This is a genomic window from Thermoplasma sp., from assembly GCF_008709555.1.
GTDB lineage: Archaea > Thermoplasmatota > Thermoplasmata > Thermoplasmatales > Thermoplasmataceae > Thermoplasma.
The window spans coordinates 1-7,578 of sequence record NZ_VYIJ01000032.1; the positions used below are offsets into that span (position 1 = coordinate 1).

The 7,578-nt window shown below is 48.3% G+C and carries 9 protein-coding genes; 7 read left to right on the forward strand and 2 right to left on the reverse strand.

The features are described 5' to 3' along the window. The first annotated feature begins 306 nt into the window (after positions 1–306). The 6 genes from F6Q11_RS07325 to F6Q11_RS07350 all read left to right on the forward strand — a co-directional run bounded on the left by F6Q11_RS07325 (position 307) and on the right by F6Q11_RS07350 (position 5,545). Positions 307–666, forward strand: a complete 360-nt coding sequence (locus F6Q11_RS07325) for a DUF6293 family protein (protein WP_297027916.1) — start codon at positions 307–309, stop codon at positions 664–666. Positions 667–697: 31 nt separating this feature from the next. Continuing rightward, positions 698–952 carry a hypothetical protein gene (locus F6Q11_RS07330; protein WP_297027893.1) on the forward strand — a complete coding sequence of 85 codons (255 nt, stop codon included), beginning with the start codon at positions 698–700 and terminating at the stop codon, positions 950–952. 210 nt (positions 953–1,162) lie between these two features. Further along, positions 1,163–2,392 (forward strand): CRISPR-associated CARF protein Csx1, encoded by a 1,230-nt coding sequence (gene csx1 / locus F6Q11_RS07335; protein WP_297027895.1) that lies wholly within the window; start codon positions 1,163–1,165, stop codon positions 2,390–2,392. Positions 2,393–2,496: 104 nt separating this feature from the next. Continuing rightward, positions 2,497–4,266 (forward strand): chloride channel protein, encoded by a 1,770-nt coding sequence (locus F6Q11_RS07340; protein ID WP_297027898.1) that lies wholly within the window; start codon positions 2,497–2,499, stop codon positions 4,264–4,266. Positions 4,267–4,448: 182 nt separating this feature from the next. Then, a complete protein-coding gene (locus tag F6Q11_RS07345; protein WP_297027902.1) occupies positions 4,449–4,700 on the forward strand; it encodes an acyl-CoA dehydrogenase family protein in 252 nt (83 codons plus the stop codon). After that, positions 4,697–5,545, forward strand: a complete 849-nt coding sequence (locus tag F6Q11_RS07350) for an acyl-CoA dehydrogenase family protein (RefSeq protein WP_297027908.1) — start codon at positions 4,697–4,699, stop codon at positions 5,543–5,545. Before F6Q11_RS07345 ends, F6Q11_RS07350 begins: the two co-directional genes overlap by 4 nt. Here the strand turns inward: F6Q11_RS07350 and F6Q11_RS07355 are convergent. Next, positions 5,542–5,952, reverse strand: a complete 411-nt coding sequence (locus tag F6Q11_RS07355) for a hypothetical protein (protein ID WP_297027912.1) — start codon at positions 5,950–5,952, stop codon at positions 5,542–5,544. The genes F6Q11_RS07350 and F6Q11_RS07355 overlap by 4 nt on opposite strands. Then, on the reverse strand, positions 5,895–6,488 hold the full coding sequence (locus F6Q11_RS07360) for a radical SAM protein (RefSeq protein WP_367119343.1): 594 nt from the start codon (positions 6,486–6,488) through the stop codon (positions 5,895–5,897). Before F6Q11_RS07360 ends, F6Q11_RS07355 begins: the two co-directional genes overlap by 58 nt. A gap of 133 nt (positions 6,489–6,621) precedes the next feature. Here F6Q11_RS07360 and F6Q11_RS07365 point away from each other — a divergent pair. Beyond that, a partial coding sequence (locus F6Q11_RS07365) for an NAD(P)/FAD-dependent oxidoreductase (protein ID WP_297027913.1) occupies positions 6,622–7,578 on the forward strand: 957 nt, incomplete at its 3' end.

A 7,578-nucleotide genomic window follows, 5' to 3' on the forward strand; every position in this document is an offset into this window, starting at 1 on the left:
CACCGCTCACATACGTATTCGGACATTACGATCAGATAATTATTGACGGTCTATAGTTAATTATTTGCGGAGAACGGTTGAATGGAAATGATAGGACATTTTAAAAGGAATCTGCGGAGAGGGATTGGATCTATGACATGAATAGACCTTTTAATTGATCTACAATCCTGCCATCATAGCTTCAACTGTTGACGGGAAAGTTTTCTTAATCTTAAGCCTTTATGATATCGATGAAGATAAATAGCGAATGGTGTTCTTTATTCAGCAAAGGGGAGATAGAACATAAAGATCCAGTAATGACCCCAGATAGCCGTCTATTCTGATGGCCAATCCTATGACGGCCTAAGAGCTGGTATAAGGCAATTGCCGGTGGATAAGATAGTGATGCTTCACGAAGAGACTCGTGATTTATCCGCAAGATCAGATCAAATGCCTTTTAGCGTATTCACAAAGCAATTATCAGATATATTAAGTATAGACGTAGAGGAGACGAAGATCAGATCCCCAGACCTGAATGATGTATTGACTGCGGTAAGGAATGTCATAAGGAACAACGAAGGCATCTTCGCAAACATCCTCATGAACGTTTCAGCAGCTTCTAAACTACTGACCTGCACCGCTATATCGGCTGGTTTCATATTCGGAATCCAGAAATTTTATATATAATGGTGAAATTAAAAGGTTTTCCATGTTAAAATTGGGATACAATAGGATACTTTCTGAGACAAAGATCGCCATCCTTCGTGGCCTGGCAAAGGCTGACGGGAAAGTCAGCAGTCTTGAGTCCCTTTCGGATCTTACCGGTATCGGTAAGACATTATTGAGCAAGCATGTTAACGGATCGGAGGATGCTCAAGGACTCGTTGAATTAGGACCCGTAGAGGTGAATAGATATTCTAGGGGAAGGTTGCAGATAGAGATCACAGCGCTCGGTAACATCGTATTGTTATGATGGAAATTTTAAAAAACCAATAGCACCATACTAGTACATTTACTGAAAATTGATCAAGAAATCCAGGGTATTATGGAGTACGTTTAATAATACAACCCTCAGATCATCCATAAACGAGACATATCAGATGAAAGGCTATTTTTCAAACTGTATCTTTAGAAAAAAAACTATATATGCAAAATCTTATAAATAATGGGCTATTTTACAAGCATGGATGGAAAGAGGATACTCTTCTCCACCTGGGGCATGCCAGCGCAGTGGAAGGACATAACATACACATTTGATGAGAAAAGCGATCATGCATGCACGACGCTAAAGATCCTCTCAGAGGAATACGATAAGGTCGTACTCTTCGTCTTAGACAGCATCGCCGATATCAATAGAAATCCAGAAAAGTCCGAGTGCGGGTCTTGTTATTCTAATAATTTCAATAATTTTTCATACTCTGGTGGATACGGTGATGTTATCAAATCGATAGAGCATGATACAAGAGGTATGTTGGGCTGCCTTGGCATAGAAAACGCAGAGGTAATAGTGCTCCCTGCCAAGGGTAAGCCTGGAGGCAGAATGCAGTTCCAAGGGGATGTCAAAGATTATTTATCGATTGCGCTGCTCTCGTCCTATATCCGGATCAAGGAAGATCTCAGAAAAACTTCGCAGATCGGTCTTGACATAACGCATGGTATAAACTTCATGCCTACGCTGACCCTTCAGGCTGTGATGATCCTGATCTATGCGGCCCTGATATCTGGAAATAACGAAAAAATAGGGCTTAAGGTCTATAATTCAGACCCGGCAACACCGCTTGTAGATAACGTGGCTATAAACGTGATGTATGAAAGGGAGGTCTCCCGTATATGCGTGGAAGGAAAGAAGGTGGAAAAAGCCATCCACACCAAAGGCAAGGGCTTCAAGGATCTATCGGACTCTTTCAACATGGTATACCGCAATGATGTATATCCTCTCGTATCCAGCCTCATAAATCCATTCCCGCTTGCAGCCGCCATGCTCTCCTTAAAAACAAAGATCGACGTTCAAGAGATGCTGGATTGGTGGATAGAGAGCTCTACAGTCAATGACAGTTCAGTGCTTCACAACATCCATTACGATCCGGCGGCGATCGAACAGACGGTGATCGCGGATGCGTTTTCGAATAGAATACGCGAGTTCAATTGCGGAGATTCCTGCAGCATCGATCTGATCGAGAAAATTACAAAGGAGATATACAAAAAGGTATCGCTGGAAAATTATTACATTCTGGAGCAGGAGATATCAGAAATGAGGATGGAACCAAACTGTTATCAATGCGGTGCATGCGACCCTGACAAGAGGATAATGATAGCCCACGGTGGCTTTCAGAAAGACTGTGTAGAAGTTAGAGATGGCCAAGTGAAGTATTGTGATTGGGATAAAATACGCACGTTCATCGAAAACTTCTAACACCATCGATGACGTTTTCCTTCCTTGTCGATATAAAGTGATGTTGTTTGCATAGATCCTCTTCGTATGCAAATCATTAATATTTTCCATACCATCTCCTAGATATGCGGAAGAAATTCCACCTCTCCTCCCTTCCCTACTTTGAGAAATGGTTTATCATGGGCATAATCATAGGGATGATATCAGGCCTGGGTGCCTTAGCGTTCTACTTTGCAATACGGTTGTTCGAGTATCTATTCCTGACGAGGCTTGTGGGCATATCGGTACCGAGGCCGCTTGGGGAGGGTGGATCCCTAGTCTTCCTCTATCATGTCCGCTACTTCTACCTCATACCGGTCTCAGTCGCTCTGGGCGGAATTTTCTCTGGACTGATCGTTTACACGTTCGCCCCCGAGGCTGAGGGCCATGGTACGGATGCGGCTATAAGGGCGTTCCACAACGATCAGGGGAAGATAAGGCGCAGGATACCTGTTGTAAAGACAATAGCATCGGCCATAACCATAGGATCCGGAGGGAGCGCAGGAAGGGAGGGCCCTACCGCACAGATAGCCGCTGGTCTCGGATCAATGATCGCAGACCTCTTCGGCCTGAGCGATACGGACAGGAGAATTGCGGTGGCCGTTGGCGTCGGTTCAGGCATAGGGACGATATTCAAGACGCCGATAGGAGGGACGATGCTCGGCGCAGAGATACTTTACAAGAGGGATCTTGAAACGCAGGCCATATATCCTTCCCTCGTTGCGAATGCCATAGGGTATTCAATCTTCGCATCAGTGGTCGGTTTCGAACCCATATTCGGATACTACACCGGATCCTTCGATGTTGCACGTATACCATACTATGCCATACTGGGCGTTATTTCCGGCCTCTTCGCCATATTCTATGTCCGTTTCTTCTACTTCACCATATCCGTATTCAAGAGGATGCGTATAAGCAACTACTTCAAGCCCATCATTGGCGGTGCCGTAACGGGACTGATAGCACTTGCATTTCCTGAGATAATGTCCACTGGATACGGATGGGTCGATCTGCTCATGTTCCAGAAGTTCCAGTACTTTCCCACATTTGGAATCCCGATACTGCTTGTGCTGGTAGCATTGCCATTCATCAAGGTGTTCGCAACATCCTTCACGGTCGGTTCCGGGGGGAGCGGTGGTGTCTATGCACCCGGCATATTCATAGGGGCATCGCTTGGAGCCGTGACGGGGCTCGCCTTCCATTACGTCACGCCCTCCCTTGTCCCCGTTATAACACCGTTTGTCATAGTCGGCATGATCTCATTCTTCGGCGCCGCAGGAAAGGTCCCGCTTTCTGTCATATTGATGGTTGTCGAGATGACCGGGAGCCTCCAGCTACTTCCCGCAGCCATGATCGCTGTATTCATATCATACATAGTTTCAGGAAAATACAGCATTTACCACAACCAGGTGGAGGACAGGAGGAGTTCTCCTGCACACTTCGGCGAGTTCAACACACCTATCCTGCTGGAAATAAAGCTCAGCGAAGTGACATGCCGTGATATAAGCATCCGCGACGATACCGACGTCGAGGAGGCGAAGAGGGTGATGGAGGAGAACGATATGTCGGCGGTGCCTGTCGTTCTCTACAAGCATCTGATAGGTGTGGTTTACCTCTTCGATATAGCTGAGGTGACCAGCGGGACGGTCAGACCGTACATAAAGAGGGGTGTTACCTATCTCAGGCCCTCCAGCAACGCAGAGGAGGCATGGGAGGTCATGATGAGAAACAAGACGACATGGTGCCCTATAGTGGACAAGGGCGAATTCAAGGGGATAGTCACTCTCAGATCAATACTGGACGCGTATCACAAGAGGGTGATTTCCGCCAAGGACACCGCCGGGGTTTTCGAATAAAGGAACACAGCATTGCCATCCCAGTGGAAGATTTTTCGTGATCCATAACGTCTGTTTGCATAATTTAGTATCCTGGAAAGTCCTGCGTTGCTTTGTTCATGAATGTGATAATAATTCATACTATAGAAAAATAATATATACATCGTTCTGATTATCCATTAGTAATAATTCAAAAGTGATGCATGATGATGTGCCTCTCTGAAGAACAGCAGATCCTGAGGACAAGCATAAAGGAATTCGTTAACAGATACGTCGTCCCCAGGCTGAAGGATATCAGAAATGAAGTGTTTCCACGCGATATACTGAGGGAGCTAGGAAAGAACGGATTTTTCAACGTCATGATCCCCGGATTCGGTGTCCAGGACAGCTATTCATACTCACTCATCGTAGAGGAGATAGCCTCAGCATCCCATCCCTGGCATGGCTTTATGTGACGCATGTCGCCGCGGCTTACGCCGTTTCCAAGATGGGCAGCGATGACCAGAGATCTCAGTATATAGAGAAGATGGCCGACGGCAGGTTTCTCTCAACGATAGCGATCACGGAACCCGTATCAGGAGCAACGGCCTCCGCCATTCAGACGAGGGCAGAAAATAACGCTGGGACATGGAAGCTGAACGGATCGAAGACGTTCATAACCATGGCTTCAGATGCAGACCTCTTCATCCTGATGGCCAGATCCGGATCGGAAAAGCCAGCCTTCACCGATTTCATACTGAAGGCCGATGACCATGGCCTCTCAAGGTCTGCATCGCTGAAGGGATCTGGAATGCCTGGCATAGGCTGGGGCGAGCTCTTCCTTGAAAACGTGGAGGTCGGGGACGATCGCGTTCTCGGGAAACGCGATGAGGGCATAAAGATAATACCAACCATAGCGAAGGTCTTCACCATAGGATCGGCATCAATATCGCTTGGCATAATGGATGCGCTTAACGCCGACGTACTGGAGCACATAAAGGAGAGGAAGATCAGCGGGTCTGCGCTTGCCTCGTTTCAGACCGTGCAGGACAGGTACCTGCATATGTACGCCAACCAGCAGGCCGCCAGTTCACTCATCTACCGGGCATCGATGAACGAGGACGTCAAGATCGCTTACGCAGCCAAGGTCTTCGCAACGGAAAAGGCCATAGAAAATGCGGTGACCGCTTCAAGGCTGTTCGGCGCAAACGGCTACGAGAGATCCGTTGGCATAGCTTCGTACATGGACGATGCACTGGCGGTTCCGCTACACTTCATAAACAACGACATACTGACAGGACTTTTCATGAACGCGGTCTAACGCCTTTCCAGCCTCGGCGGGAGGATGTAAAACATCCGTCCCATGAACGATACCTTCGATACCCTGCCGGCCTGAACAAGCTCGTCTATGGTATCGATGGTTCTTCCTGATCTCTTCAGGACATCCAGCATTGCATCCTCGCGCATGGGATGCACGGCCAGTATGCTCAGTATCTCGTCCTGAATGTTGTTGCCGGCGAAGAAGTCTGATCCCTCATATCCCGTGAGCAGTGCGACCTGCGTGCCAGGAAGCCTCTTTGAAAATACCTGGAACGCGGCATTGATGAACTCGTCTGATGGTGGTTCTGCATATTCTTCCGCAGGCGGCCTGGTCGGGACAGAGATGTACGCTACGTCGAGTTTCGGCAGCGATGAAAGATATTCAGCCACCTGATCAACATCGCCCATGTCCTGGATGCCCCCCTGACCAGCATCGTCTCCGTCGCAAGAATTCCCCGATACTTGCCTGAGAATTCGCGTATGCCGCGAAGTATCCCTGCATGATCGAGCAGGCCATGTGGCCTGTCTACCCTCTTCCATTTTCCGTCATCTATTGCATCAACCTTCAGCGATACCCAGTCAGCGGACTCAAGATCAGAGACCACGTCCTCCCTGTCGATCAGCGATGCGTTTGATATGACCGCAACCTTCATTCCGGTGCTCTTCACAGCTTCTATGTGCCTTCCCAGGTTTATGTCAAGCGTAGGCTCTCCGTCAGGTACAAACGTGACATAATCTATACGGCCGCCAGCCGCCCTTACCTCGTCTGTCTTCTCACTCAGCGCCTCAATTATCTCATCCGTCTTATAGAATTCCTGCCTCTTGATTGAAAAATTTATCGTGCGCCCTATCTGGCAGTAAACGCAGGAATATGAGCATACCTTCTTCGGTATGTTGTTTATGCCAAGGCTGAATCCCAGCCTCCTGGAAGGGACCGGCCAAATACCAGGCTCTCAGAGGCCATGGATAGCCATGCCGAGGTCTACGATAAGGCTATGCTTTTTGTTTATAACCGGTTTAATTTTTCATGAATATGATTAAATAATCATTATAAGGCAAATACAGATAATGAATCACATGGCGAAGAAGATCGTGATAATAGGTGCTGGGGCTGGGGGCGGCATATCGCTGAGCCAGCTCAGGCACAGCCTGAAGGACGAGGACGTGGAGATAACCATAATAGACCGAACTGGAAGGACTGATTTCCAGCCGTCTTACGTTTTCCTAGCCCTCGGAGAGAAGCGGCCTGAGGAGATCTCCAGGGACATCTCGCAGCTCAACAGCAGGAATGTGAAGGCTGTCAAGGATCAGGTCGTGTCCGTCGATCCAGCCAACAGGACAGTGAAGACCTCCAAGAACAGCTATCAGTACGATTTCCTTATCGTTTCTCCTGGACCGGAGATAGATCCGCAGGCACTCAGCGGGCATGAGGGGACCCACAGCGTATGGACGATGGAGGATTCCATGAAACTGAGGGACGAGGTGAGGAACTTCAAGGGCGGGAACATACTGATAAGTGTTTCAACCCCATGGTACAAATGCCCGCCAGTTCCATGGGAGATGGCGCTGCTTCTGGACGATTACTTCAGGAGAAAGAACATCAGGGACAGGGTGAAGATAACGGTTGCGCACCCTGTTTCCAAGCCAATGGAGATGTACGGACCTGGCCTGTCTGAACCGTTCGCCCGAATGCTTGAGGATCGAAGCATTGATGGTATATACGGGCGCAAGGTATCATCCGTGGATCCAGAGAAGAAACAGGCCATCCTAGATAACGGCGAAGCCATGAAGTTTGATCTCGCCATCGTTGCTCCGCCACATCTTCCTCCGGACTTCATCAAGAACAGCGATGACCTGCGTTCTGCGGTTGGATGGGCTGCGACCAACCTCAGGGACTTCAGGAACCCAAAATACGAGGATGTATTCGCCATAGGCGATGTAATCGCACCTACAATACAGATAGGCATGGCCGGCGTCCTTGCCCACTTCCAGGCAGACACCGCTTCGTCTGCAATAGCAGAGGAAATCATAGGA